The following is a 24,101-nucleotide window of genomic DNA, read 5'->3' on the forward strand; positions in this document are numbered from 1 at the left end:
CCATGAGAGCCGAGGTCCGCGCCTTCGTCGTCGAGCAGCTCGCCGACATGAACTACGACGTGGAGGACATCGACGACGACACCACCCTCGGCCCCTCCGGGGTCGACCTGGAGTCCCTCGCCCTCGCCGACCTGGCGGTCCGGGTCGAGGACCGGTACGGGCTGACGTTCGCCGACGACGAGTCGGAGAAGCTGGCCCTGATGACCGTGGGCGAGTTCACCACGATGGTCGCCGACCGGGTCGCCGGGGCGACGAGCGACCACTCCTGATGGCCGGTCAGCCCGACCTGGGGCGAGCTGACCTGGTGACCATGCTCGCCGAACTCACCGGCCGACCGGCCACCGACGTGCCCGAGCGCATCGGCTCGATGGAGCTGGCCTGGCTCGTGCACCTGGTCGAGCAGCGTTTCGACCGGCGGCTCGACCTCACCGACGACCAGCTCGCCGGGATCCGTACCGTCGACGACGCCCTGGCGGTCTTCCGGACCTCCCTGACCGTCGCCGCCGATGGCTGAGCCGGCCGGCGTCCGGGTCACCGCCGTGCACGCGACCAGCGCTCTCGGCCGGGGAGCCGAGGCGCAGTTGGCCGGGGTGCTCGCGGGGATTCCCGCGTTCCGGCCGGTACGCCGGTTCGACACCGGGCCGCGCCGGGTCGACGCCGCCGCCACGCTGCCCGACGCCGGTGACCTCGCCGCCGAGCTGGCCGAGGCGGTGGAGACGGCGTGCCGGTCCGCCGGGCTCGACTCCGGCCGGCGGGCCGGGGCGGCCCTGCTGCTCGCGGTGCACGGCGGGGCGGCGGTGCCGGCGCTGGCGGCCGGCCTCGCCGCCGCCACCGGGTTCCCGGACGTGCGGACGTACACCACGGCCTGTGTGTCGGCGACCAGCGCGGTGGCCGACGCGGCGGCGCTGATCCGGCGCGGTGACGTCGACCGGGCGGTGGTCGCCGCGGGCTACCTGGTCGAGCCCGACCAGTACGCGCTCTTCGACGCCGGCCGGGCCCTCGCCACCGACGCGGCGGTCCGCCCGTTCAGCGCCGGACGCACCGGGCTGCTGCTCGGCGACGGCGTCGCGGCGGTCGTGCTGGAGCGCGCCGACGTGGCTCGGCGGCCGGTGGCGGACCTGCTCGGCTGGGGCCGCGCCGGTGACGCCTTCCACCCGTGCCAGCCGGAGCCGACCGGGCGCGGTCTGGCGCGCGCGGTCGCCGCCGCGCTGCGCCGGGCGGGGCTGGCGGCGGACGACATCGGGTACGTCAACGCCAACGCCACCGGCACCGGGTACAGCGACGCCGCGGAGGCGGCGGCGCTGCGGACCGCGCTCGGCCCGGCGGTCGCACACACCCCGGTCAGCTCCACCAAGGCCCTGCACGGGCACGCCCTGGAGGCCTCCGGCCTGCTCGAGCTGGTGGTGACCGTGCTGGCGGTACGGCACGGCAAGCTGCCGGTCAACGCCGGCTGGCTCGGCCCCGACCCGGACTGCCCGCTGGACGTCATCCGGGACGCGCCCCGCCCGGCGGCCACCCGGTACGCGCTCACCCTCAACGCCGCCTTCGGTGGCGCCAACACCGCCCTGCTCGTGGGTGCCGCATGACCGGGACGCACACGGCGACGGTGCGCGCCGAGGCGGCCTGGCCGGAGCCCGGGGACGGCGCGCCGCCACCGCTGCCCGGGTTCGTCCACTCGACGTTCAACCCGCTGGTCGCGGCCGTCGCGGACCGGTGCCTGACCCGGGCGTACGGGCGGGCGCCGGCACCGGACGGCGAGCGGACCGCGGTGGTGCTGGTCACCGCGACCGGCGACGACGCCAGCGCCGCGCACGTCCGCGCCACGGTGGCCGGCGGCGGCCGGCCCGGCCCGCTGTTCTTCTTCCAGTCGGTGCCGAACAGCGTGGCGGGGCACGTGGCCGCCCGCTGGGGGCTGGGCGGTCCGGTGGTCTGCCTCGCACCGGGCGGCGACCCGCGCGCCGCCGGGCTCGCCGAGGCCGACCTGCTGCTGCACGACGGCGACGCCGACGCGGCGTTGCTGGTCCTGATCGAGACGGCATCGGACGGCGGTGCGGAGTCAGCCGTCGCGATGCTCCTGGGGGGAGGAAACCATGAGTAAGAGGGCACTGCGCGGCGTGCTCGCCGCCGACGAGCTGATCGGGGCGGGCAACGTGCTGGCCCGGGTGCTGGCGCACGGCGCCGACCCGGACGGGCCGGGCCTCACGTTCGACACCACCGTGGACGGGCACCCCGCCGAGACACCACTGACGCTGGGGCAGCTCGACGAGCGGGTCGCCGCCCGCGCCGCGTGGCTGCACGAGCGGGGGATCGGGCCGCGCGACCCGGTGGCCGTCTGGGCCACCGCCGCCGCCGACATGGTGCTGAGCTACCTCGCGCTGACCCGCCTCGGCGCGATCCCGGCGCTGATGAACGGCAAGCTGCGCCCGGAGATCGCCGCCGAGTACATCCGCCGGCTGCGCGGCGTCGCGGTGCTCGCCGACGACGCGCACGCCGCGCTGCTCGCCGGGCACGACCTCGGCGTGCCGGTGCTCGGTACGCCCACCGAGGCCGGTACGGGCGACCCGGCCGCCGCTCCCGCCCACTACCGGCACCACGCTGATGATCCGGTCGTCATCACCCACACCTCGGGTACCACCGGGGTGCCGAAGGCGGTGCTGCACTCGCACGCCAGCCTGTTCGCCGCGACGCGGCACCTGCTCTCCATGCCGCAGGCGCAGGGCACCAGCCGGATCCTCAACGCGCTGCCCGCCCCGCACACCGCCACCGTGCTCATGGTCAACCAGGCCCTCGGCAACCGGGCGGAGATGTTCCTCCTGTCCGACCAGGGCGGTGAGCGGGTGCTCGACGCGATCCAGCGGTGGCGCCCGGACGGCGTGTTCGGCTTCTCCGTGACGTGGGCGGAGCTGGCCCGGTTCGACCTGTCCGCGTACGACCTGGAGTCGGTGCGGCTGTGGTTCAACACCGGCGACTCGTCGCACGAGCCGCACATCCGCCGCCTGGTGGCGGTCGGCTCCCGGGACGTGATGACCCGCGAGGGCGTCACCCGGGTGCCCGGGTCGGTGTTCATCGACGGCCTCGGGTCCAGCGAGATGGGGCACTCGATGTTCCACGTCACCCACACCCGCGACACGAACCGGTACGGCCGCTGCATCGGCCGCCCGTACCACTTCACGAAGGTCGCGGTGCTGGACGCGAACGGCGACCCGGTGCCGACCGGCGAGGTGGGCTGGCTGGGCATCGACTCGCCGTCGCTGTTCCGGGGCTACTGGAACGACTCGGTGACCACGTACCGGTTCCGGCAGCGCGGTTGGTACCTGACCGGCGACCTGGTGTACGCCGACGCCGACGGCCGCTACTACCACCTGGACCGGGCGGTCGACTCGGTCGACGCCGGCGACGGGAAGCGCTTCTACACCGCGCTGTCCGAGGAGCGGATCCTCGCCGCCTGCCCCGACGTCACCGACTGCACCGTGGTCATCGTCTCCGGAGGCGGCCGGGTCGTCACCGACGTGCTGCTGGAACTGGCGGCCGGCGCGGACGAGACCGAGGACCGCACCGAGCGGGTACGGGGCGCGCTGGGCGCCGACGTCGGCGCGACCCTGCGCCGGGTGGTGCCGGTCCGTTCCGACGACATTCCGGTCACCGTCACCGGCAAGGTCCGCAAGGTCGTCCTGCGGGAGCGCTACCTCAGCGAGGCGACCTCGTGACCGCGGTCATCACCGGGATGGGTCTGTTCACGCCGGTGGGACGCGGCGTCGAGGCCACCTTCGACGCGCTGTGCACCGGCCGCTCCGGCCTGGTCCGCCCGCCCGAGGGGCATCCGGCGGAGGGTTCGCTGGAGGTCGCCGGGGTGCTGCCCGAGATCGACCCGCGCACGGTGTCGTCCGGGCCGGACACGAAGGTGCTCGACCGGATCGTGGTGCTGGCCCTGCTCACCGCCGCGGACGCGCTCGCCGACGCCGGCATCGAGGTGGGCCGGGACGTCGCTCCGGGACGGATGGCGGTGATCGTCGGCGGGGTCGGCGGGATGGCCACCCTGGAGGCCCAGGTGCTCGCCCGGGCCGCCCGGGGCCGCGCGGCGGTCAACCCGTACCTGCTGACCGGGATCCTGCCGAACATGCCGTCGGCGCGGATCGCCATCCGGTACGGCATCCGCGGCTACAGCTCCTCGGTCGGCACCGCCTGCGCCTCGGGCGCGCAGGCCGTGGCCGACGCGGTGCGGCTGATCCGGGCGGGCGAGGCCGACGTGGTGCTGTGCGGGGCCAGCGAGGCGCCGCTGTTCCCCACGTTCGCCGACACCTTCGGCAATGCCCGGGCGCTCGCCCGGGGCTGGGACGACCCGGCGGCGGCGAGCCGCCCGTTCGACACCCGCCGCAACGGCTTCGTGCTCGCCGAGGGGGCGGCGCTGCTGGTGCTGGAGAGCGCGGAGCACGCCGCGGCGCGCGGCGTGAGCGGGTATGCCGAGGTCGCCGGCTACGGCGTGACGACCGACGCGTACCACCCGACCGCGCCACGGCCGGACGGCGCCGGCGCGGCGGAGTGCATGCGGCGGGCGCTCGCCGGCGGTGGGGTACCGGCGGCGCAGGTCGGCTACGTCAACGCGCACGGCACCGGCACGAAGCTGGGCGACGTCGCGGAGGCCACGGCGCTCGCCGAGGTCTTCGGCGAGCACGGCGTGCCGGTCAGCTCCACCAAGGCGCTCACCGGCCACCTGCTCGGCGCGTCCGGCGTGCTGGAGGCGGCGGCCACGGCGCTGGCGCTCGGGCGGGGCCTGCTACCGCCCACCTGGAACCTCGACGACCCGGACCCGGCCTGCCCGGCCGACCACATCCGCAAGGAGCCCCGGGCGACCGAGACCGGCTACGCGCTCACCAACTCCTTCGGCTTCGGCGGCCAGAACGTGAGCCTCCTGCTCGCGCGGGCCGCCCGGCCGAGGCGGTGACGGCACACGAATCCGCGGGCGGGTGACGCCCGCACGGCAGTCACGGGGGGAACTGTGCGAAGGGCTGGGACATGGACATCCGTGGTATAGACCACATCGAACTCTACGTGGGGGACGCCCGGCAGGCCGCCTTCTACTTCGGCCGGGCGGTGGGTTTCCACCTGTGCGGCCAGGGCGGCCCGGAGACCGGGCTGGTGGGGCAGCGGTCGCTGCTGCTGCGGCACGCCGACGTCCGGATGGTGCTCACCTCGGGGCTGACCGCCGAGCACCCGGCCTCGCGGTACGTGCAGCGGCACGGCGACGGCATCGCCGTGGTGGCGCTGGAGGTCGACGACGCCGCCGGGGCGTACGCCGAGCTGGTGGCCCGGGGCGTGACCGGAGTCATGCCGCCGACCACCGTCACCGGCGCGGACGCCGAGGTCGTCGTCGCCGAGGTGGACGGCTTCGGCGACGTGGTGCACCGGCTGGTCGAGCGGCGCGGGGACCGGCGGGAGTTCCTGCCGGGCCTGGTCGAGATGCTGCCGCCGGAGGACGACGCCGGCGAGGAACTGCTCGCCGAGATCGACCACCTGGCGGTGTGCGTGCCGGCGGGGCAGCTCGCCGGGACGGTCCGGCAGTACCGGGAGGTGTTCGGCTTCGCGGAGATCTTCCACGAGTACATCGAGGTCGCCGGCCAGGCGATGAACTCGACGGTGGTGCAGAGCCCGTCGGAGCGGGTGACCCTGGTGCTGCTGGAGCCCGACACCACCCGGCGGGCCGGGCAGATCGACGCGTTCCTCGACCAGCACACCGGCGCCGGGGTGCAGCACCTCGGGCTGCGCACCGACGACATCGTCGGCGCGGTGGAGACGCTGCGCCGGCGCGGGGTGCGCTTCGCCGGCACCCCGGGCAGCTACTACGACCACCTGGAGGCCCGCGTCGGCCGGGTCGACGCGCCGCTGGAGCGGCTGCGTGAGCTGGGGGTGCTGGTAGACCGCGACCACGGCGGCCAGCTGCTGCAGATCTTCACCGAGTCCATGCACGTGCGCCGCACGCTCTTCCTCGAGCTGATCGAGCGGCGCGGGGCGCGGACGTTCGGCAGCGGCAACATCAAGGCGCTCTACGAGGCCAAGGAACGGGAGCTGGCCGCGGCGGGGGCGACACCCGCCGTCGCGGCCGCCACAGCCCAGGGGGTGACGGCTTGACCACGACGGAGTTCGACCCGACGCTGACCGCCGAGGAGGAGGCGCTGCTCCCGTCCGACGAGGACGTGGCGTTCTACGCCGAGCACGGCTGGTACCTGTCGAAGAAGCTGCTCACCGACGACGAGGTGGACGCCCTCGCGGCGGCCACCGACCGGTACTACGCCGGGGAGCGGGACCGCCGCCTGCCGGTCCGCCCGCCGAAGCTCGCCTACTGGGACCCGTCGAAGGGGCCGGTGCAGCGGCACAACGACTACGTCCACCACGAGCACGACGGCCTCGGGGCGATCCTGCGCAAGCCGCTGATCGGGGCGGTCGCCGCCCGGCTGGCGCAGGCCGAGGAGATCCGGGTTTTCCAGTCCACCCTGATCTACAAGCCGCCCATCGACGGCGAGCCGTCGAACATCGTGCCCTGGCACTTCGACAAGCACTACTGGGCGTCCTCGTCGTCGGAGAGGATGCTCACCGCGTTCATCCCCTTCCACGACTGCGGTGAGGAGATGGGCACGATCACGATGGTCGACGGCTCGCACCGCTGGCGGGAGATCGGCGCCGACGACACGGTGGTGCGGCACTTCGCCGAGCGCGACCGCGACCAGTTGGAGGACATGCTGGCGCGCAACGCCACCCACAACGGCGCCGAGATCCGCAAGATCCCGATGGTGATCCCCAAGGGACACATGAGCTTCCACCACTGCCGCACGTACCACGGCAGCGGCGCCAACGTCAGCGGACGGCCCCGGCAGGCCATCTCGCTGCACCTGCAGGACGGCGACAACGCCTGGCGGGCGTACCCGCTCTCCGACGGCACCCTCGCCGCGTACAACCACGACGTGCTGGTCCGCCGCACCCACGACGGGTGGCCGGACTACGCGGACCCCGAATACTGCCCGGTCATCTGGCGCCACCGCGCCCAGCAGGGAGGCTGAGTCATGTCACGGTACGACTGGGGGAAGACGCACCCGGGCATCGAGCGCCTGGAGAAGGCGGTGACCGCCCGCCGGGACGTGGTGGTGCGGCACCCGCTCTACGCCAACCTCGACACCCACGAGGCCCTCGTCACCTTCATGGAGCACCACGTCTTCGCCGTGTGGGACTTCATGTCCCTGCTCACGTCCCTGCAGCGGCAGCTCACCTGCGTGACGGTGCCGTGGATCCCGACCGGCCCCACCGGCAGCCGCCGGCTCATCAACGACATCGTCATGGTGGAGGAGAGCGACGAGCTGGGCGACGGCTATATCAGCCACTTCGAGCTGTACGTGCAGGGCATGAGGGAGGCCGGCGCCGACACCGGGCCGGTGGAGCGCCTGATCGACCTGCTGCGCGCCGGCCGCCCGGTCGCCGAGTCGCTGGCCGAGGCGGGCGTGCCCGAGGCGTCGGCGGCGTTCGCCGGCACCACCTGGCGGATCATCGAGACCACCCCGGTGCACTGCCAGGCCGCCGCGTTCGCGTTCGGGCGGGAGGACCTGATCCCCGAGATGTTCACCCAGGTCGTCGCCGTCAACGAGCGGACGCACCGGCTGCACAAGTTCGTCGACTACCTGGAGCGGCACATCGAGGTCGACGGCGAGCAGCACACCCCGATGGCGATGCAGATGCTCGCCGACCTGTGCGGGGACGACGACGCGAAGTGGCAGGAGTGCGCCGACACGGTCAACACGGCGCTCGCCGCCCGGGCCCGGCTGTGGGACGACATCCTGGCGGCCATCAAGGGGCGCGGGTGACCGAGGCCGACCCGGTCCGGCTCTACCGGACCGTACGGCTCATCCGCCGGTTCGAGGAGCGGGCGATCGACCTCGTCCGCTCCGGCCACGTCGTCGGGGGCATCCACCCCTACCTGGGCCAGGAGGGCGTCGCCGCCGGGGTGTGCGCGGCGCTGCGCCCCGGCGACGTGGTGGCCGGCACCCACCGCGGGCACGGGCACGTGCTCGCCAAGGGCGCCGACCCGGCCCGGACGATGGCGGAGCTGTGCGGCCGCGTGACCGGCCTGAACCGGGGCCGGGGCGGGTCGATGCACGCCGCCGACTTCGCCGTCGGCGTGCTCGGCGCGAACGCCATCGTCGGTGCCGGCGGCGCGATCGTCACCGGGGCGGTCTGGGCGCGTCGCCGCCGTGGGGAGGACCTCGTCGGGGTCAGCTTCCTCGGCGACGGCGCGGTCAACGAGGGGATGCTGCTGGAGGCGTTCAACCTGGCCGCGCTGTGGCGGGTGCCGGTGCTGTTCGTCTGCGAGAACAACGGCTACGCCACCACGATGCCGGTGGCCGGCGCGGTGGCCGGCAGCATCACCGGCCGGGCCGAGGCGTTCGGGATCCCGGCGTCCGTGGTGGACGGTCAGGATCCGGAGGCCGTCCGGGCCGCCACCGCGGCCGCCGTCGGCCGCATGCGCGCCGGGGGTGGCCCCGAGTTCATCGAGGCCCGTACCTACCGCTTCGACGCCCACCACACCTTCGAGCACGCGGTACGCCTCGACTACCGGCCGCCGGAGGAGGTGGCGCGGGGCCGGTCCCGGGACCCGGTGGAGATCGCCGGCTCCCGGCTGGCCCCCGACCGGCGTGCGGAGGTCGACGCGTCGGTGGAGGCGGAGCTGGACGCCGTGGTGGCCTTCGCGCTGGCCGGACCCGAGCCCGACCCGGCCGGCGCGCTGGAGCACCTGTACGCCAGCGGGCTCACCGCCCGCGCCGGAGGTGGGTAGATGCCGAGGCTGTCGTACCGCAAGGCGCTCAACCGGGCGCTCGCCGACGAACTGGCCCGCGACGAGGAGGTCTTCCTGCTCGGGGAGGACATCCGGGTCGCCGCGTCGAACGTCACCGCCGGGCTGCTGAAGCGCTTCGGTCCCGAGCGGGTCCGCGACACCCCGCTGTCGGAGCAGGCGTTCACCAGCTTCGCCACGGGCGCGGCCCTCGCCGGGGCGCGACCGGTGGTGGAGTTCCAGATCCCGTCGCTGCTGTTCCTGGTCTTCGAGCAGATCGTCAACCACGCGCACAAGTTCCCGCTGATGACCGGCGGGCAGTGCGCGGTGCCGGTCACGTACCTGGTGCCCGGCTCCGGGTCGCGTACGGGGTGGGCGGGGCAGCACTCCGACCACCCGTACAGCCTGTTCGCCCACGTCGGGGTGACCACCGTGGTGCCGGCCACCCCGGCGGACGCGTACGGGCTGCTGGTGTCGGCGATCCGCTGCGACGACCCGGTGGTGGTGTTCGCCCCGGCCGGCGCGATGGAGGTGCGCTCGGACGTGGACGTGGCTTCGTTGCGGCCGGTGCCGCTCGGCCGGGGCCGCGTGCACCGGCGCGGCGACGACGTCACCGTGGTCGCTGTCGGACACCTCGTCCACGACGCCCTCGCGGTCGCCGACGACCTGGCCGACCAGGTGTCGGTGGAGGTGTTCGACCCGCGCACGCTGTACCCGTTCGACTGGGACGGCCTGCTCACGTCGGTGTCCCGCACCGGGCGGCTGGTGGTCGTCGACGACTCCAACCGGTCCTGCGGCATCGGCGCGGAGGTGATCGCCAGCGTGGTCGAGCGGGTGCGGCTGCACGCCCCGCCGCGCCGGGTGACCCGCCCGGACGGCGCGGTGCTGCCCTTCGCCCCGGCGCTGGACCGGGCCGTGCAGCCGGGCCGCGAGCAGCTGCGATCCGCCATCCAACACCTCATGAAGGACGGGTGACAGATGACCGACGTCGACTATCGCTGGCCGTCCGCCGCGCAGGCGTGGCTGGACCTGCCCGCCGACCTGCGTACCGACCTGGTGGCCGCCGGAGCCGACTCCTGGCGGGAGATCTTCGACGGCCGGGCCACGTACAACAAGCAGTGGCGGTTGGCCCGCCCACCGGTGATGGACGAGACCTCCCTCGGCGTGCTCAACGCGGTCTGCGACCGGCTGGCCCAGCTCCTCTTCGAGGCCTGCCGGCGACGGGCCGCCACGGCGGGGGAGCTGCGCCGCCTGCTCGGGGTGCCCGAGGGTGAGACCCGGCTGCTCGACGACGCCGAGCCGCTGAGTGACGGGCTGCTGGCGGCGTTCCGGCCCGACGTGCTGCTCAGCGACGGGGTGCCGTACGTGGTGGAGTACAACATCGACAGCAGCCTCGGCGGCGCGTTCGACGCCGACACCACCGTCCGGCGGTTCGTCGACGTCTACCGGCGGCGTGGGCTCACCGACCGCGCCCGGCTGGAACCGGCCCCCTCGGCCGTCGACCTGCGGTTCGCGGCCATCCGCGCCGGCCTGGCCCTGCCCGACGGGGCCCGGGTGGCCATGCTCATCGACTTCGACGCCGAGTACCCGGGGCTGGACGACCCGGAGCGGTTCTTCCGGCTGCTGTCGCCCGTGGTCGACCGGGCCGCCGCGCACGGGCTGGACCTGGTCATCGCCCCGGTGTCACAGGTGACACTGGACTCCTCGGGCCGGCTGGTCGCGCGCGGCGCCCCGGTCGACGGGGTGTTCCGGCTGTTCGTGCCCAACCGGGTGACCCCGAGCGCCGGCGTGGACGCCCTGGAGGCGGCGGTGCGGGCGCGGAGCGTACCCATGTGGGTGTCGGCCGCGGCCTGGCTGATCGCGAACAAGCAGGTGTTCGCGTGGCTCTGGGACGACGCCGACGCGCTGCCGGCGGCCGACCGCGACCTGGTCCACCGCTACGTGCCGCGCACCTGGATCCTCACCCCGGACCTGGTGGACCGGGCGGTGGCCGACCGGCGCGACCTGGTGGCCAAGCCCGCCGACGGCTCCGCCGGGGTGGACGTGCTGATCGGCCGGGAGACCGACGCGGACACCTGGCGGGACGGGGTGGGCCGGTTCGCCGCGCGGGGCGGGTTCATCCTCCAGAGCTACGTGAAGGCCGAAGACGTGCCGCTGGACTTCGTGCACATCGAGACCGGTGAGACGGTCTCGGCGGACGTGCCGTACAGCATTGCGCCGTACCTGTTCGGCCGCCGGCCGGCCGGGGCGTGCATCCGCACCGGCTTCCCGGGCTGCGACGGGGTCCTCAACCTGGCCCGCGGCGTCCTCCTCTCCGGCCTCCTGGTGGTGGACTGAGGGCCGGCCCCGCCGCCCCCGGCCGCCCCGGCCGCGTTGGTCATGAGGTGAGCGGGCTCCGGTGCGGCGTGTCGCCCCGCCAACCTCATGATCAACGCTGCTGGGCGGGGGAGGTCCGGGGGTGGACGTGGTGGGACAGGCGGCGGAGGGTTTCCGCCGCCGCTATCGCGTCGCTGCGGGCGCTGCCGTGACGGCCGTCGCTGCTGTAGATGGACGGGTCGGCGGTCAGCGGATGGTCGGTCAGGTGTACGTGGATCGTGCCCAGCCGCTCGGCCAGGGCACGGGTGTGCGCGGCGAGACGGCGCATCCGCGTCCCCAGGTTCGCGCGGTGCACCTCCGGCACGGCGGGGCTGTGCGACACGTCGAACATGCCCACCGTGATGACGTCCGCCCCGGCCGCCTGCAACGCCTCGACCATCGCGGCGAGCTCCGCGTCCACCGCGTCGGCGTCGTACGCCGGCCGGAACGCGTCGTTGCCGCCGCACACCACCAGCGCGAGATCGGGCCGGAACTCCAGCGCCGGGCCGAGCTGGGTCGCCCGCACCTCGTGCGCCCGCAGCCCCCGCAGGCCGAGGTTGAGGTACGCCAACTCGGGCGCGGCGGCGCGCAGCTCGGCGGCGATCCGGTCGGCCCACTGCACGTCCGGGTAGCCGTCGACCGGCTCGCACAGCCCCTCGGCCACGCTGTCGCCCAGCACCGCGAAGCGCCGCCACGGGTGCCCGCGCAGCAGGTCGGCGCTCTCACCCTCCCGCAGGCACCACGGATCCGTCGCTTCGGTGAGCGTCGATGTCATGCCGGGACGCTAGCGCACGGACGGGCCCCTTGATAACACCCGTGGCGGCATGATGGGTCCGTGGTTCAGGTGGCGGTGTGCGGGCCGGCGACGGCGACCGACGTCGAGCTGGCGCACGCCCGCCGGGTGGGGGAGCTGCTCGCCGAGCGCGGCGTCACCGTCCTGTGCGGAGGCGGTGGCGGGGTGATGTCCGCGGTCGCCGCCGGCGCGCGCTCCCGCGGCGGCCTGGTGATCGCCGTACGCCCCGACGACGGCTCCGCCCCCGGCCCCGCCGCCGACGTCTCGGCCACCGTCGTCACCAACATGGGGCAGGCCCGCAACGCGATCCTGGTGTGGAGCGCGGACGCGGTGATCGCGGTCGGCGGCTCCTGGGGGACGTTGAGTGAGGTGGCGCTGGCGATGCGGCGCGGCGGCGTCCCGGTGGTGGCGCTCGGCGGTTGGCGGATCGTCGACGCCACCGGCGTCCCCGTGCCCGGCGTGCGGCACGTGACGACGCCGGAGGAGGCGGTCCAGGCGATCAGGGATTCCTCCTGTTGAGATCTCGGAAGACCGCTCAGCCGGCCGGGAAGCTCAGGGCAGCAGGGACAGCAGGTCGCGGGGGCGGTCACGGTCAGGTCGGTGGGGGCCGACGGGTCGTACTGGTGACCCCAGCCCGCCGCGACGGACCGGGCACCCGCGGACCGGGCGGCCCGCAGGTCCAGCGGCGAGTCACCGACGTAAACGAGGCTAGCGGAGGAAGTCGGCCGCGTCAGGACGGCGCCGGCCCGGCGGCACGGTGGGCGGCGGCCAGGCGTTTCGGGGCGCGGGCGTACCAGGCCTCGACGATCAGCTCGGTCAGCTCGGCGACACCGATGCGGTCCAGCCGGATCAGGACGGCCGGGTACCCGTCGAAGTGCGGGGTGGTGAAGTAGACGGACGGGTCGTCGGCGAGCAGGGCCTCCTTGGCGCCCACGTCCGGGACCTGCGCACCGAGGATCGGGCCGTCCGGCGCGGCGTCGCCGAGCGCGTCGAGGTCCGCCCGGCGCAGCGGCCGTTCCCAGACGAACCCCTTGCCCCGCACCTTCCAGGCGGGCACCCCGTCGTACGAGGGCGCCTCGGTCGTCTCCGGCAGGGCCAGCGCGATCCGGCGCACGTCGTCCCAGGTGGCCATGCGCCCGACCATACGCGCCCCGAACCAGCGGCGCGGGCCCGTCGTCAGCCGTCAAGAGGAGACCCCTTCGCCACCGGAGACGGTAACCAGGGGCCCTTCCTTACCGCGCAGCGGTGGGGGGCGGAGGGCGGCGGCCAGGGGGAGCGCGGTGACCACGAGTGTGAACAGCGCCGCCACGACCAGCGCCGGCCCGAGACCCAGGGCGGCGACCGACCAGCCGCCGAGCAGGGCGCCCAGCGGCAGCCCGGCGAACGCCAGCGAGCCGGCCAGCCCGATCACGCGGGTCTGGAGGTCGGCCGGGGGCCGCTCGTACAGCGCAACCCCGAGCAGCGGGTTGACCACGGCGATGCCGATGCCCGACACGAACGTCACGGCGAGCACCACCGACAGGTCCTCGCTGAACGCCAGCACCAGCAGCCGGGGCGGGCCGCTGACCGCCGCGCCGACGGCGAACGTCAGGTCGCGGCGCAGCCGGGGGCCGAGCACGGTGAACAGCAGGTTCCCCAGCAGCGCGCCGGCCGAGAACGCCCCGAGCACGAGCCCCAGCCCGGCCGGGGTGCCCAGCACGTCGGCCACCCACAGCGGGATGTAGACGGCGATGCTCGCGTTCACCACCATGTTGAGCGCCGAGATCACCAGCAGCATGCTGAGCAGCGTGCGGTCCCGCCCGAGGTAGCGGAACCCGTCGCCGAGCGCCCGCAGGTAGCCCTGCGCGGCCGGCGGCGCCGCGGTGGCCGCCGGCGGGCGGACCAGCGCCGCCACGATCAGCGCGCAGACGGCGAAGCTCGCCGCGTCGATGAGGATCGCCGTGGTGACCCCGAACCACCAGATGAGCAGGCCGCCCAGGCCCGCCCCGAGCAGGGTGACCACCCGGCCCAGCCCGTCGTAGACCGACGTCAGCCGGATCAGCTTCACGCCGGCGGCCTCGGCGACCGGACGGAACATCACGTGCTTGATCCGGTCGCCGACGCCGCGCAGCGTGCCCACCACGGCGACCAGCGCGACCAGGGCGCCGAAGCCCAGCCACGGGGTGAGCGCCACGGCCACCATCAGCCCGGCGCTGCCCACGTCCGCGAGGATCGAGGTGCGGCGCAGCCCGATCCGGTCGGCGAGGGGCGGGCCGAGTGCGCTGGAGAGCAGGTACGGCAGCGTCTCGGCGGCCGCCACCACGCCCATCTTCGTCGGGCTGCCGGTGGTCTCCAGCACCAGCCAGGGGATGGCGACGACCGAGACCCGGCTGCCCAGGTTGGACAGCAGGTCGGCGCCGACCAGGGCGACCAGCTCCCGGCGGGGGGTCACGCGCGGCTGCCGATCGAGGCCTCCGGGTGCTCGACGGCGGACGGGTGGTCCGCCGCGTACCGGGCGCGCAGCGCCCGCTTGTCCACCTTGTTCGATCGGTTGAGCGGCAGCGCGTCGACGAACCCCACGCCGCCCGGCGCCCACGTGTCGCTGAGCGTCGTGGTCACCAGGTCGATCAGCTCCGCGCCGGTCACGCCCGAGCCGGGGGCCGGCACGACGTACGCGTACGGCAGTTCGCCGGCCACCTCGTCGGGCACGCCGATCACCGCGGCGGCGCGGACGGCCGGGTGCGCGGCGAGCACGTCCTCGATCGGGCGGGAGTAGATCGGCCAGCTGCGCTGCCGGGTGAGGATCCGGTCCTGCAGGCGGTCGACCAGGTAGAGGTAGCCGTCGGCGTCGAGGTGCCCGATGTCGCGGGTGCGGACCCACCCGTCGACCAGCGTGTCGGCGGTCAGCTCCGGCTGCCCGTGGTAGCCGGCGAAGCGGAGCGCCGTGTGCACCCACACCTCGCCGTCCACACCCGGCGGCAGCACCGTGCCGTCCTCGGCCCGGATCTCGATCCGCACGTCGCCGTACGGCTTGCCGCAGGAGCGCAGCCGCTCCGGGTGGGCCGGGTCTTCCGTGAGCCCCGGCTGGGCGGTGACGACGACCGCCTCGCTGAGGCCGTACACGATGCGCAGCACCGGGCCGAAGCGCGCGATCGCCTGGCGCAGCCGCGTTGGCGCGGCCGGCCCGGCCCCCACGTTGAACATGAACATCGACGAGAAGTCGGCGCCGGGAAGGTCGGGGTGGTCGAGCACCTCGTACAGCATCGGCGGGGTGACGAAGGTGGAGTTGATCCGCTCGGCCGGCACGGTGCGGACGAACGCCGCCGCGTCCCACCCGTCGCGCGGGAACAGCACGCCACCGGTGAACAGGTTGAACAGCGTGGTGATCTGGCCGCTGGCCAGCCACATCGGCGAGTACGACAGGTGCCGCAGCAGCGGGAACCCGGCGGCCCGGAAGTCCGCGGCCAGGGCGAGGATCTGCGTGTAGAAGCTCTCCCGGTGGTGCACCAGCTTCGGGGTGCCGGTGGTGCCGGAGGTCTGGAGGAACGACTCCGGCACCGGCACGTCGACGGGGAGCGCGGACGCGTCCGGCCTCGCCGTCAGGTCCAGATCGACGCCGAGGCCCAGCACGGGTACGCCCGCCAGCCCGGCGGCCAGCTCGCCACCCACGTTCGCCGGATCGCGGGCGTCGTGGACGAGGGCGTCGGGGCGTGCCAGCCGCACGAACTCGTCGATCTCCCGGCGGGAGGTGACCGGGGCGACCCACATCGTCCGGCAGCCCAGCAGGTGCAGGGCGAGCTGGACCAGCGGCGCCTCGACCGGGTTGCCGAGCGACACGAGCACCGCGTCGCCGGGGCGTACGCCGCGCCGGACCAGCGTGGCGGCGAATCCCCGTACCGCGGCGTGCACGTCGGTGTAGGTCAGCCGGCGCCCGCCGCCGACGAGGGCCTCACGGTCGCCGTACCCGGCGAACAGGTCCAGCGCGCGGTGCACGTACCCCGGCTGTGGTCGGTCGGTCATCCGGACGCCCCCACTCCCTCGCCCGCAGCGCTCTGCCGAACGGCGTGCACGGCTGCGGCGACCGCGCCGCCATCCGCAGCCTAGGGTGACCGGGCGAGGACGGACAGGAGCCGAAGGGGCCTCCGGCGGGCCCCGGCGGGACATTTGATCACGTCGATCAGGTCGATTGACGCCCGTCAGCGGCGGCGGCTAGGTTCCGGACCATCGCCCAGGTGAGTGCCGTCGATGGACGGGGCCCTGGGCTGCCAACCATGGAGGTTCAATGTCGACCCCGAAGAGATGGCATGTCGTCACGGCCGCGGCGGCGCTGCTGGTGGCGGGCACTCCCGCCGTGGTGGCCAGCGCCGGTCCGTCGTCCACCGAGGCGGAGCGCGGCCGGACGACCTGGGCGGCCAGTTGGGCGGCCGCGGTCACCCGCGGCAACGCCACCGGTCTGACCAACAACGGCCTCAACAACCACAGCGTCCGCATGGTCGTGCACACCACCGTCGGTGGGCCGGTCCTGCGGGTCCGGCTCAGCAACATGTACGGCGAGCAGGCCGTCAAGGTGGGTCGCGCGACCATCGCCCGCCCGAACACCGCCACCCCCGACGACGTGTCCGACATCGACCCGGCGACGCTGCGCGAGCTGACCTTCGGCGGCGCCACCTCGGCGACGATGAACCGCGGCGCGGAGCTGCTCAGCGACCCGATCGCCTTCCCGATCGGGGACCAGCAGGACCTGGTGCTCACCGTCCACTTCCCGACCCCGACCGGCCCGGTCACCTTCCACGGCCAGTCCCGGCAGACCAACTTCATCGGCGCCACCGACCTCACCTCGGCCGCCGACGGCGCCGGCTTCACCATCCGGCCGAACTGCTGCTGGTTCTTCCTGTCCGGCATCGACGTGCAACGCCGGCACAGCCCCGGCTCGGTGGTGGTCTTCGGTGATTCGATCGCCGACGGCAACGGCAGCACCGTCAACGCCAACAAGCGCTGGCCGGACCTGCTGGCCGACCGGCTCATCGACGCCCGCCCGGACGTCCGCACCCCGGGCGTGCTGAACGCCAGCCTCGCCGGCAACCGGCTCAACCACGAGGGCCCGGAGCCGGGCGCCGGCGGCTTCCCCGGCTACCACGAGCTGGGGCCGAACGCGCTGGCCCGGCTCGACGAGGACGTGTTCGCCCAGACCGACGCCCGCACCGTGATCACCCACCTGGGGATCAACGACATCTGGATGTCGGGCGACTCCGCCGACGCGGTCATCGCCTCGCTGCGGCAGATCAACAAGCAGGTGAAGGCGCGCGGGCTGCGCAGCCTCGTGGCCACCCTGACCCCGTACGAGGGCCACGGCAACCCAGGCGTGTGGACGCCGGAGAAGGAGGCGACCCGGCAGGCGGTGAACGCGTACCTGCGCGGCAGCACGGAGTTCGACGGGCTGCTGGACTTCGACCAGGTGCTGCGCGACCCGGCGCAGCCCAGCCGGCTGCTGCCCGCGTACGACTCGGGGGACCACATCCACCCGAACGACGCCGGCAACCAGGCGTTGGCGGACGCCGTGCCGTTGCGCCTGCTCGGTCTTTGACACCGGTGCGGGCGGCGGGCGACCCCCGCCGCCCGCACCACCGAATCCTGGGGAGGCATCCATGGTGGACGTCGAGCAGTTGCTGACCCGTCTCTACGGCGACGAGGGCCGGCAGGACCCGTATCCCACCTACGCCGGCCTGCACGCGCTGGGGCCGATCACGGCGCTGCCGCCCCGCCCGGAGCACCGGGCGATCGCCGCCGTGGCGGTCGGCTACGACCTCGTCGGCGCGGTCCTGCGGGACCCGGAGTGGTACAAGCAGCCCCCACCGGGCTGGGCGGAACAGGAGATCCTGCGGACCTTCCAGACCTCGATGATGTTCGTCAACCCGCCGGACCACGGCCGGATGCGGCACGTGTTCGCCGGCACCTTCACCCCGCGCCGGCTCGGCGCACTCGAACCGGTGATCCTCCGGGTCGCCGACGAACTGCTGGACGCGATGGCCGACGCCGGGGCCGGCGGGACCGACTTCGTCGCCGACTTCGCGTACCCGCTGCCGGCCCGGGTGATGGCGGAGTTCATCGGCATCCCCGAGGCGGACCTCTCCTGGTACCGGGAGCGGGTCGACCGGATCGACGAGTTCCTGGACGTGGCCGGCAAGACCCCGCAGCGGCTCGCCGCCGCCAACACCGCCGGCGCCGAGCTGCGCGCCTTCTACGCGGACCTGCTGGCCCACCGTCGCCGCAGCCCCGGTACGGACCTGATCAGCGGGCTCGTGGAGGCGGTCGACGCCGGCGGCATCGAGTTGACCGAGGACGAGCTGATCAGCAACCTGATCGTGCTGTTCAACGCCAGCTTCGTCACCACCGTCTACATGTTCAGCAACGGCCTGCCGCTGCTGCTGGCCCACCCCGAGGTGGCCGCCGCACTGCCCGGCGATCCGGAGCTGACCGCGGGTGCCGTCGACGAGATCCTGCGGCTGGAGGCGCCGGTGCACTTCCTGGCGCGGGCGGCGCCGCGCGACGCCGTACTCGGCGGGGTGCCGATCGCCCGCGACCAGAACGTCCTGCTCGTCATCGCCGCGGCCAACCGCGACCCGGCCCGCTTCCCCGACCCGGGCCGCTTCGACCCGCGCCGCTCCGGCCCGCCGTCGCTGGCGTTCGGCATCGGCCTGCACTACTGCCTCGGCGCCGCCGTGTCCCGCCTGGAGGGCCGGCTGGCGCTGCCCCGGCTGCTGTCCCGCTTCCCCCGGCTGCGCATCGAGGAACGACCGACCTACAGTGGCAGCCTCTTCCTGCGCGGCATCGACAAGCTCCTGGTCCACACCGGGGGAGAGGAGCGACCGTGAGCCTGCATCCCCAGGCCGAGGCGTACCGGGCCGCCCGGGCGGCCGCCGGCACGCCACCGCTGTACACCCAGACCCTCGCCGAGGCCCGCGCCGCCGACCTCGCCGCGATCCGTGCCGGCTCCGGCACGGTCGAGCCGGTGCACGAGGTACGCGACACGCACGTCCCTGGCCCGGCGGGCGACCTGCCGGTCCGGATCCACCGCCCGGCCGGCGCCGGGCCGCTGCCCACCCTGCTCTACTTCTTCGGCGGCGGGTGGACGCTGGGCAGCGTCGACACCGCCGACGGGATCTGCCGGCGGCTGGCCAACGCCGTGCCCTGCCAGGTGGTCACCGTCGGCTACCGGCTCGCCCCCGAGGCCCCGTTCCCGGCGGCGGTGCACGACTGCCACGCGGCGCTCCGGTTCGTCGCCGCGCACCCGGCGGAGTTCGGCGCCGACCCGGCGCGCCTGGCCGTCGGCGGGGACAGCGCGGGCGGGAACCTCGCCGCCGCCGTCACCCTGCTGGCCCGCGACGCCGGTCCCCGGCTGGCGGCGCAGCTGCTGGTCTACCCGAACACCGACCAGACCGCCGAGGCGGCCGGTGACGACGACCCGCTGCTGTTCAACCGGCGCTCGGTCGCCTGGTACCGGTCGCACTACCTGGCGGACCCGGCCGACGCCCGGGACCGGCTCGCCTCGCCCCTGCTCGCCGACGACCTGGGCGGGCTGCCGCCGGCGCTGGTGGTCACCGCCGAGCACGACCCACTGCGGGACGAGGGCGAGCGGTACGCCCACCGGCTGGCCGCCGCCGGCGTGCCGACGACCCTCACCCGGTACGCCGGGATGGTCCACGGCTTCTTCGCGATGCCCGGCACCTTCGACGACGGCCGGCGCGCCCAGGACCAGGCGGCCGCTTTCCTGCGGGAGCGGTTCGGGCTCACGGAACCGGCCGAGGCGGCCCCGGTCGGGACGGTGACCGGCGATGTCTGAGACCGCCCTGTCCACGCCGGACGTGCCGCTGGGCGAGCCGCCCGCCCCCGCCGGGCTGGCCGATTTCGCGGACCTGGCGCGCGCGGTGCTGCCCCCGGAGGTGTGGGACTTCGTCGACGGCGGCAGCGGCGCCGAGACCACCCTCGTGGCGAACCGCCGGGCCCTGGACCGGGTCGGGGTGCTGCCCCGTGTGCTGCGCGGCGTGCCCACCCCGCGCACCGACGCCCGGCTGCTCGGCGCCACCCACGCGCTGCCGGTGGCGGTCGCGCCGATGGCGTACCAGCGGCTGCTGCACCCCGACGGCGAGATCGCCCTGGCCGGAGCGGCCGGCGCCGCCGGCATCCCGTACGTGGCCAGCACGTTGAGCAGCGCGCCGATCGAGGAGATCGCCGCCGCCGGCGGGACGGTCTGGTTCCAGCTCTACTGGCTGCGCGACCGGGGGCTCGTCACGGACCTGCTGGACCGGGCGCAGGCGGCGGGCTGCGCCGCGCTGGTGCTCACCGTGGACGTGCCGATCCTCGGCCGTCGGCTGCGCGACGTGCGCAACTCGTTCGCCATCCCGCCGCACGTCCTCGCCGCGAACCTGCCCGCCGGCCGGGACGACCTCGCGCACGCCGCCACCCCGGGCGTCTCCGCGGTGGCCGCCCACACCGGGGAGGTCTTCGCGCCGGCGGTGACCTGGGCCGACCTGGACTGGCTGCGCGAGCGTACCCCGGTCCCGCTGGTGGTCAAGGGCGTCCTCGACCCGCGCGACGCCGTCCGCGCGGCGGAGTCCGGGGCGGACGCGGTGGTGGTCTCCAACCACGGCGGGCGGCAGCTCGACGGCGCGCCGGCCAGCGCCGCGGCGCTGCCCGCGGTGGTCGAGGCGGTCGCCGGCCGGTGCGAGGTGCTGCTCGACAGCGGTGTCCGGGGCGGCGTCGACGTTCTGCGGGCGCTCGCCCTCGGCGCGCACGGCGTCCTGGTGGGCCGCCCGATGCTCTGGGCGCTCGCCGCCGGGGGCCGGGCCGGCGCCGAGACCGCGCTGTCGCTGCTGGCCGGCGAGTTCCGCGACGCGCTCGCGCTGGCCGGCTGCGCCGACCCGGGCGAGGCCCGGGACCTGCGGACGACGGTGGAGTGAGCCGTGGACCTGCACGTGGCCGACCTGCATCCGGCCCTCGACGATCCCGCGCTGAACTCGATGAACTTCCTCAACGAGGTCGCGCAGCACTACCCGGCCGCGGTGTCGCTGGCCGCCGGCCGGCCGTACGAGGAGTTCTTCGACGTCGCGGCGCTGCACCGGCACCTGGACACCTTTCGCCGGCACCTCGCCGACGACCTGGGGCAGGGCCCGGAGCAGGTGCACCGCACGCTGCTCCAGTACGGGCGGACCAAGGGGATCATCCACCACCTGGTCGCCCGCAACCTGGCGGTCGACGAGGAGTTGACGGTCGCCCCGGAGGCGCTCGTCGTGACGGTCGGCTGCCAGGAGGCGATGTTCCTGGTGCTGCGGGCCCTGCGCGCCGGCCCGGACGACGTCGTGCTCGCCGTCGCGCCGACGTACGTGGGGCTCACCGGCGCGGCGCGGCTGCTGGACCTGCCGGTGCGCCCGGTGGCCACCGGACCGTCCGGGGTGGACGCGGGCGACCTGCGCGTCCAGGTGCGCCGGGCGCGGGCCGAGGGGCTGCGCCCGCGCGCCTGCTACCTGATGCCGGACTTCGCCAACCCCTCGGGGACGAGCATCGACGTGGCCGGGCGGCGCGCGTTGCTGGACCTGGCCGCCGAGGAGGATGTCCTGCTCATCGAGGACAACCCGTACGGCCTCTTCCCGGCCGGCGACGCCCGGCGGCTGCCCACGCTCAAGGCGCTCGACACCGCCCGCCGGGTGGTCTACCTGGGCTCGTTCGCCAAGACGGTGCTGCCCGGCGCCCGGGTCGGCTACGTCGTGGCCGACCAGCGGGTGGCCCACCCGGACGGCACGGTCGGCCTCCTCGCCGACCAGCTCGCCAAGATCAAGAGCATGGTCACGGTGAACACCTCGCCGATCGCCCAGGCGGTGGTCGGGGGTGCGCTGCTGGAGCACGGGTGCAGCCTGGTCGCCGCCACCGCCCGCGAGCGGGCCGCGTACACCCGGAATCTCCATCACCTGGTCGACGGCCTCGGGCGGCGCTTCCCGGCGGGGTCGCCGGTGCGGTGGACCGTGCCCACCGGGGGGTTCTTCGTCGTGGTGACCGTGCCGTTCCCGGTCGACGACGCGCTGCTGCACCGCTCGGCCCGGGAGTACGGGGTGCTGTGGACGCCGATGGCGCACTTCTACGACGACGGCGCGCCGGTCCACGCGCTGCGGCTGTCGGTCAGCGCCGTCACCCCGGCCGAGATCGACGTCGGCCTGGACCGGCTGGCCGCGCTCGTCACCGACGAGACGGCCCGGCGGCAGGCCGCCGTCACGGTCGGTTGACACACCGCGTTCACCGCATGGCAATGCGCGACGGCCCCCGTTCCGCCGTCCTGCGTGGACACTCATAATGGTCGGCATGGTCGCCTGGGAGTACGCCCTGCTGGTCCGCCGCTATCAAGGGCAGGGCCGTCAGTTCCACGTCAGCTTCATCTGGTACGCCCCGGACGGGACGCGCCGGGACGTCACGGCGTACGGCGACACCGCGATCGCGCACCTCAACCGCGTCGGGCGCGAGGGGTGGGAGCTGGTCTCCGCGGCCGAGGACGTGAACAACGTGCAGGGCAGCACCGAGGTGCACCGCTACCACCTGAAGCGCCCGCTGGCGGAGCCCCCGTCCGGACGCTAGACACGCGAACTGCGCTTCGTGCTGCTCGCCTTCGCCGGCGTTAAGCTGATCCTCTCCGAGACGCCGGTCGGCAAGCTGCCCATCCCGGTGACCCTGGGCGTCATCGTGGTGACCCTCGCCGTGTCGATCGGGTGGAGCCTCGTCGCCACCCGCGACGCGCGGCCGGTGGACGCCGGTCGGTGACCGGCGCTGAACCCCTCCCGGCCGGCGGCCGTGTCATCTAGGGTCGGAGGCGATCTTGTCGACGAGGAGTCGGAGGACATGAGAGTTCGGCTGCTGGCGGCTGCCGCAAGCACCCTCCTCCTGCCGGTCGCGGTGCCCACGGCGGCCACGGCCGCACCGGGGCGTACCGCCGTCGCCCCCGACGTGCCGTGCCCGCGCGTCGCCGTGCCGGCACCCGCGCCCACGCGGCCGCCGCGGCCGACCCCGCCCCCGGCCGTGGCGGAGGACCGCGAGGTCGGCGGGCCGGCGCTCGCCACCGCCGGCCTGGCGGTACCGCCCGGCGCGCCCCGGCCGCCGGGCGTGACCGCGACGTCGTGGCTCGTCGCGGACCTGGACACCGGGCAGGTGCTGGGCGCCTGCGGCGCGCACGAGTACGCCACCCCGGCGAGCGTGCAGAAGCTGCTGCTGGCCGCCGCCGTGCTGCCGCGCCTCGATCCGGAGCAGGTCGTGACCGTGACGCGGGAGGACCTCGACATCGAACCGGGTTCCTCCGCGGTCGGCCTGGTCGCCGGCGGGCGCTACCGGGTGGAGACCGTCTGGCTCGGCCTGCTGCTCCAGTCCGGGAACGAGGCGGCGAACGTGCTCGCCCGTCTCGGTGGCGGCGCCGAGGGCCGGGCCGGCGGTGTCCGGGCGATGAACGAGCTGGCCCGTCACCTGGGCGCCCGGCAGACGCACGCGGTCACCCCGTCCGGACTGGACGGGCGGGGGCAGTTCACCAGCGCGTACGACCTCGCGCTGATCGCCCGGGTCTGCTTCGCCGACCCCACCTTCCAGCGCTACGCGCTGACCGGGACGCACCAGATCCCCGCCCAGAGCCGGCCCCGCACCAAGGGTTTCCAGATCCAGAACGAGAACCCGCTCATCCGCCGCTACCCGGGCGCCCTCGGCGGCAAGACGGGCTTCACCGACCTGGCCCGCCACACCTACGTGGGTGCGGCCGAGCGGAACGGCCGGCGGCTGGTCGTCACGCTGCTCGGCGCCGAGTCCCGACCCGCTCGCGGCTGGGAGCAGGGCGCCGCCCTGCTCGACTGGGGCTTCGCCCAGCCCCGGGACGCCGCCGTCGGCCGGCTCGTCGAGCCGGGTGAGCTGGACGCGGCGGCGTCCAACGCGTCACCGGCTCCCGAGGGTGCGGCCGCCCGTCCGGTGGCCGGCGGGGAGCCGCTGCCGGAGGGGCTGACCGGACCGGGGCCGCTGATCGTCGCGGCGGTGGCCGGGGTGGCCGGCCTGCTGACGCTGGTGGTGCGTTCCGCCCGGTCACCCCGGCGACGCCGGGGCCGGCGCCGCGCCTGACCGCCGAAAGTTCCGGTGCTCTACCGGAAC

Annotated in this window: 24 protein-coding genes and 1 pseudogene; 21 read left to right on the forward strand and 4 right to left on the reverse strand. The window is 74.7% G+C overall.

The window, feature by feature from the left end:
- The first annotated feature begins 2 nt into the window (after positions 1 to 2).
- The 12 genes from HCJ94_RS02625 to HCJ94_RS02680 all read left to right on the forward strand — a co-directional run bounded on the left by HCJ94_RS02625 (position 3) and on the right by HCJ94_RS02680 (position 11,149).
- On the forward strand, positions 3 to 269 hold the full coding sequence (locus HCJ94_RS02625; RefSeq protein ID WP_167999327.1) for an acyl carrier protein: 267 nt from the start codon (positions 3 to 5) through the stop codon (positions 267 to 269).
- On the forward strand, positions 269 to 514 hold the full coding sequence (locus HCJ94_RS02630) for an acyl carrier protein (protein WP_167999328.1): 246 nt from the start codon (positions 269 to 271) through the stop codon (positions 512 to 514). The genes HCJ94_RS02625 and HCJ94_RS02630 overlap by 1 nt, the downstream gene beginning before the upstream one ends.
- Complete coding sequence (locus tag HCJ94_RS02635) at positions 507 to 1,586, forward strand: beta-ketoacyl synthase N-terminal-like domain-containing protein (protein WP_167999329.1); 1,080 nt, start codon at positions 507 to 509, stop codon at positions 1,584 to 1,586. Before HCJ94_RS02630 ends, HCJ94_RS02635 begins: the two co-directional genes overlap by 8 nt.
- Positions 1,583 to 2,098, forward strand: a complete 516-nt coding sequence (locus HCJ94_RS02640; protein ID WP_167999330.1) for a beta-ketoacyl-[acyl-carrier-protein] synthase family protein — start codon at positions 1,583 to 1,585, stop codon at positions 2,096 to 2,098. The genes HCJ94_RS02635 and HCJ94_RS02640 overlap by 4 nt, the downstream gene beginning before the upstream one ends.
- Positions 2,091 to 3,707 (forward strand): class I adenylate-forming enzyme family protein, encoded by a 1,617-nt coding sequence (locus tag HCJ94_RS02645; RefSeq protein WP_167999331.1) that lies wholly within the window; start codon positions 2,091 to 2,093, stop codon positions 3,705 to 3,707. The genes HCJ94_RS02640 and HCJ94_RS02645 overlap by 8 nt, the downstream gene beginning before the upstream one ends.
- A complete protein-coding gene (locus HCJ94_RS02650; protein ID WP_167999332.1) occupies positions 3,704 to 4,942 on the forward strand; it encodes a beta-ketoacyl-[acyl-carrier-protein] synthase family protein in 1,239 nt (412 codons plus the stop codon). The genes HCJ94_RS02645 and HCJ94_RS02650 overlap by 4 nt, the downstream gene beginning before the upstream one ends.
- A gap of 71 nt (positions 4,943 to 5,013) precedes the next feature.
- Positions 5,014 to 6,126 (forward strand): 4-hydroxyphenylpyruvate dioxygenase, encoded by a 1,113-nt coding sequence (gene hppD / locus HCJ94_RS02655; protein ID WP_167999333.1) that lies wholly within the window; start codon positions 5,014 to 5,016, stop codon positions 6,124 to 6,126.
- Positions 6,123 to 7,052: a phytanoyl-CoA dioxygenase family protein gene (locus HCJ94_RS02660; protein WP_167999334.1), complete on the forward strand. Its 930-nt coding sequence runs from the start codon at positions 6,123 to 6,125 to the stop codon at positions 7,050 to 7,052. Before hppD ends, HCJ94_RS02660 begins: the two co-directional genes overlap by 4 nt.
- Positions 7,053 to 7,055: 3 nt before the next feature.
- Positions 7,056 to 7,847: a DUF3050 domain-containing protein gene (locus HCJ94_RS02665; protein ID WP_167999335.1), complete on the forward strand. Its 792-nt coding sequence runs from the start codon at positions 7,056 to 7,058 to the stop codon at positions 7,845 to 7,847.
- The gene (locus tag HCJ94_RS02670) at positions 7,844 to 8,815 is read left to right on the forward strand and encodes a thiamine pyrophosphate-dependent dehydrogenase E1 component subunit alpha (RefSeq protein ID WP_167999336.1); all 972 of its coding nucleotides are present in this window, start codon (positions 7,844 to 7,846) and stop codon (positions 8,813 to 8,815) included. Before HCJ94_RS02665 ends, HCJ94_RS02670 begins: the two co-directional genes overlap by 4 nt.
- Complete coding sequence (locus tag HCJ94_RS02675) at positions 8,816 to 9,787, forward strand: alpha-ketoacid dehydrogenase subunit beta (protein ID WP_167999337.1); 972 nt, start codon at positions 8,816 to 8,818, stop codon at positions 9,785 to 9,787.
- Between the two features lie 3 nt (positions 9,788 to 9,790).
- Complete coding sequence (locus HCJ94_RS02680) at positions 9,791 to 11,149, forward strand: ATP-grasp domain-containing protein (protein WP_167999338.1); 1,359 nt, start codon at positions 9,791 to 9,793, stop codon at positions 11,147 to 11,149.
- A gap of 91 nt (positions 11,150 to 11,240) precedes the next feature.
- Here the strand turns inward: HCJ94_RS02680 and HCJ94_RS02685 are convergent, their stop codons facing one another.
- Positions 11,241 to 11,942, reverse strand: coding sequence for an SGNH/GDSL hydrolase family protein (locus HCJ94_RS02685; protein ID WP_167999339.1), 702 nt, complete (start codon positions 11,940 to 11,942; stop codon positions 11,241 to 11,243).
- 60 nt (positions 11,943 to 12,002) lie between these two features.
- On the opposite strand from HCJ94_RS02685, the gene HCJ94_RS02690 reads away from it, so the two are divergent.
- On the forward strand, positions 12,003 to 12,479 hold the full coding sequence (locus tag HCJ94_RS02690) for an SLOG cluster 4 domain-containing protein (RefSeq protein ID WP_167999340.1): 477 nt from the start codon (positions 12,003 to 12,005) through the stop codon (positions 12,477 to 12,479).
- A gap of 211 nt (positions 12,480 to 12,690) precedes the next feature.
- Here the strand turns inward: HCJ94_RS02690 and HCJ94_RS02695 are convergent, their stop codons facing one another.
- Genes HCJ94_RS02695 through HCJ94_RS02705 form a run of 3 tightly spaced genes read right to left on the reverse strand, consistent with a single transcriptional unit; the run spans position 12,691 to position 15,959 of the window.
- The gene (locus HCJ94_RS02695) at positions 12,691 to 13,092 is read right to left on the reverse strand and encodes an MmcQ/YjbR family DNA-binding protein (RefSeq protein WP_167999341.1); all 402 of its coding nucleotides are present in this window, start codon (positions 13,090 to 13,092) and stop codon (positions 12,691 to 12,693) included.
- A gap of 51 nt (positions 13,093 to 13,143) precedes the next feature.
- The gene (locus tag HCJ94_RS02700) at positions 13,144 to 14,391 is read right to left on the reverse strand and encodes an MFS transporter (RefSeq protein WP_167999342.1); all 1,248 of its coding nucleotides are present in this window, start codon (positions 14,389 to 14,391) and stop codon (positions 13,144 to 13,146) included.
- Positions 14,388 to 15,959, reverse strand: coding sequence for a class I adenylate-forming enzyme family protein (locus tag HCJ94_RS02705; RefSeq protein ID WP_167999343.1), 1,572 nt, complete (start codon positions 15,957 to 15,959; stop codon positions 14,388 to 14,390). The genes HCJ94_RS02700 and HCJ94_RS02705 overlap by 4 nt, the downstream gene beginning before the upstream one ends.
- 262 nt (positions 15,960 to 16,221) lie before the next feature.
- On the opposite strand from HCJ94_RS02705, the gene HCJ94_RS02710 reads away from it, so the two are divergent.
- The 8 genes and pseudogenes from HCJ94_RS02710 to HCJ94_RS02745 all read left to right on the forward strand — a co-directional run bounded on the left by HCJ94_RS02710 (position 16,222) and on the right by HCJ94_RS02745 (position 24,071).
- Positions 16,222 to 17,523 (forward strand): SGNH/GDSL hydrolase family protein, encoded by a 1,302-nt coding sequence (locus HCJ94_RS02710; protein WP_167999344.1) that lies wholly within the window; start codon positions 16,222 to 16,224, stop codon positions 17,521 to 17,523.
- Between the two features lie 61 nt (positions 17,524 to 17,584).
- Positions 17,585 to 18,811 (forward strand): cytochrome P450, encoded by a 1,227-nt coding sequence (locus HCJ94_RS02715; RefSeq protein WP_167999345.1) that lies wholly within the window; start codon positions 17,585 to 17,587, stop codon positions 18,809 to 18,811.
- Positions 18,808 to 19,779, forward strand: coding sequence for a LipP1 family hormone-sensitive lipase (gene lipP1 / locus HCJ94_RS02720; RefSeq protein ID WP_167999346.1), 972 nt, complete (start codon positions 18,808 to 18,810; stop codon positions 19,777 to 19,779). Before HCJ94_RS02715 ends, lipP1 begins: the two co-directional genes overlap by 4 nt.
- Positions 19,772 to 20,896 (forward strand): alpha-hydroxy acid oxidase, encoded by a 1,125-nt coding sequence (locus HCJ94_RS02725; protein ID WP_167999347.1) that lies wholly within the window; start codon positions 19,772 to 19,774, stop codon positions 20,894 to 20,896. Before lipP1 ends, HCJ94_RS02725 begins: the two co-directional genes overlap by 8 nt.
- Before the next feature lie 3 nt (positions 20,897 to 20,899).
- Positions 20,900 to 22,213 (forward strand): aminotransferase-like domain-containing protein, encoded by a 1,314-nt coding sequence (locus HCJ94_RS02730; protein WP_309227116.1) that lies wholly within the window; start codon positions 20,900 to 20,902, stop codon positions 22,211 to 22,213.
- 67 nt (positions 22,214 to 22,280) lie between these two features.
- Positions 22,281 to 22,559 (forward strand): hypothetical protein, encoded by a 279-nt coding sequence (locus tag HCJ94_RS02735; protein WP_167999348.1) that lies wholly within the window; start codon positions 22,281 to 22,283, stop codon positions 22,557 to 22,559.
- A gap of 21 nt (positions 22,560 to 22,580) precedes the next feature.
- A pseudogene (locus HCJ94_RS02740) lies at positions 22,581 to 22,742 on the forward strand (tellurium resistance protein TerC); the annotation flags it as partial.
- 78 nt (positions 22,743 to 22,820) lie between these two features.
- Positions 22,821 to 24,071 carry a D-alanyl-D-alanine carboxypeptidase family protein gene (locus HCJ94_RS02745; protein ID WP_167999349.1) on the forward strand — a complete coding sequence of 417 codons (1,251 nt, stop codon included), beginning with the start codon at positions 22,821 to 22,823 and terminating at the stop codon, positions 24,069 to 24,071.
- Positions 24,072 to 24,101 lie beyond the last annotated feature (30 nt).

The organism is Micromonospora thermarum (assembly GCF_012034245.1).
Lineage (GTDB): Bacteria > Actinomycetota > Actinomycetes > Mycobacteriales > Micromonosporaceae > Micromonospora > Micromonospora thermarum.

What these genes read in the sequence shown, in the direction of transcription:
- HCJ94_RS02625 (WP_167999327.1), top strand. Translation starts at nt 3, where the DNA reads ATGAGAGCCGAGGTCCGCGCCTTCGTCGTCGAGCAGCTCGCCGACATG.
- HCJ94_RS02630 (WP_167999328.1), top strand. Translation starts at nt 269, where the DNA reads ATGGCCGGTCAGCCCGACCTGGGGCGAGCTGACCTGGTGACCATGCTC.
- HCJ94_RS02635 (WP_167999329.1), top strand. Translation starts at nt 507, where the DNA reads ATGGCTGAGCCGGCCGGCGTCCGGGTCACCGCCGTGCACGCGACCAGC.
- HCJ94_RS02640 (WP_167999330.1), top strand. Translation starts at nt 1,583, where the DNA reads ATGACCGGGACGCACACGGCGACGGTGCGCGCCGAGGCGGCCTGGCCG.
- HCJ94_RS02645 (WP_167999331.1), top strand. Translation starts at nt 2,091, where the DNA reads ATGAGTAAGAGGGCACTGCGCGGCGTGCTCGCCGCCGACGAGCTGATC.
- hppD (WP_167999333.1), top strand. Translation starts at nt 5,014, where the DNA reads ATGGACATCCGTGGTATAGACCACATCGAACTCTACGTGGGGGACGCC.
- HCJ94_RS02665 (WP_167999335.1), top strand. Translation starts at nt 7,056, where the DNA reads ATGTCACGGTACGACTGGGGGAAGACGCACCCGGGCATCGAGCGCCTG.
- HCJ94_RS02675 (WP_167999337.1), top strand. Translation starts at nt 8,816, where the DNA reads ATGCCGAGGCTGTCGTACCGCAAGGCGCTCAACCGGGCGCTCGCCGAC.
- HCJ94_RS02680 (WP_167999338.1), top strand. Translation starts at nt 9,791, where the DNA reads ATGACCGACGTCGACTATCGCTGGCCGTCCGCCGCGCAGGCGTGGCTG.
- HCJ94_RS02685 (WP_167999339.1), bottom strand. Translation starts at nt 11,942, where the DNA reads ATGACATCGACGCTCACCGAAGCGACGGATCCGTGGTGCCTGCGGGAG.
- HCJ94_RS02695 (WP_167999341.1), bottom strand. Translation starts at nt 13,092, where the DNA reads ATGGCCACCTGGGACGACGTGCGCCGGATCGCGCTGGCCCTGCCGGAG.
- HCJ94_RS02705 (WP_167999343.1), bottom strand. Translation starts at nt 15,959, where the DNA reads ATGACCGACCGACCACAGCCGGGGTACGTGCACCGCGCGCTGGACCTG.
- HCJ94_RS02710 (WP_167999344.1), top strand. Translation starts at nt 16,222, where the DNA reads ATGTCGACCCCGAAGAGATGGCATGTCGTCACGGCCGCGGCGGCGCTG.
- HCJ94_RS02715 (WP_167999345.1), top strand. Translation starts at nt 17,585, where the DNA reads ATGGTGGACGTCGAGCAGTTGCTGACCCGTCTCTACGGCGACGAGGGC.
- HCJ94_RS02725 (WP_167999347.1), top strand. Translation starts at nt 19,772, where the DNA reads ATGTCTGAGACCGCCCTGTCCACGCCGGACGTGCCGCTGGGCGAGCCG.
- HCJ94_RS02735 (WP_167999348.1), top strand. Translation starts at nt 22,281, where the DNA reads ATGGTCGGCATGGTCGCCTGGGAGTACGCCCTGCTGGTCCGCCGCTAT.
- HCJ94_RS02745 (WP_167999349.1), top strand. Translation starts at nt 22,821, where the DNA reads ATGAGAGTTCGGCTGCTGGCGGCTGCCGCAAGCACCCTCCTCCTGCCG.